The sequence below is a fragment of the Methylopila musalis genome (assembly GCF_042679725.1).
GTDB classification, from domain to species: domain Bacteria; phylum Pseudomonadota; class Alphaproteobacteria; order Rhizobiales; family Methylopilaceae; genus Methylopila; species Methylopila musalis.
In genome coordinates, this window is the sequence record NZ_JBHTMX010000452.1 from 1 (window position 1) to 534 (window position 534).

Here is a 534-nt window from a genome sequence, read left to right on the forward strand (position 1 = left end):
CGGAGGCCGGCCTGCCGCCGGACGTGGACGTGGTCGAGCTCCATGGCGGGCTCGACCCGCGGGAGCAGGACGCGGCGGTGGCGCCCGCGCCCGCCGGCCGGCGCAAGGTGACGCTCGCCACCGCCATCGCCGAGACCTCGTTGACGCTGGAGGGCGTGCGGGTGGTGATCGACAGCGGCCTCGCCCGCGTCGCCGCCCACGAGCCGGCGCTGGGGCTCACCCGGCTGGAGACGGTGCGGGTCTCGCTCGCCTCCGCCGACCAGCGCCGAGGCCGCGCCGGCCGCACGGGTCCGGGCGTGTGCTACCGGCTGTGGGAGGAGGCCGCGACCCGAAGCCTCGCGCCCTTCGCCCGGCCGGAAATCCTGTCGAGCGACCTGTCCGGCCTGATGCTCGATCTCGCGGCCTGGGGCGTCGCGGACCCGTCCGCGCTCGCCTTTCTCGATCCGCCGCCGCGCGCGGCGGTGGCGGAGGCGCGCGCCCTGCTCGCGGAGATCGGCGCGCTGGACGGCGACGGCCGCCTCACGCCGCGGGGAC

Annotated in this window: 1 protein-coding gene; it reads left to right on the top strand. The window is 78.5% G+C overall.

From position 1 onward, the window contains the following. On the top strand, nt 1-534 hold a 534-nt coding region (locus ACFQ4O_RS18255; protein WP_378777864.1), incomplete at both ends, for a helicase-related protein.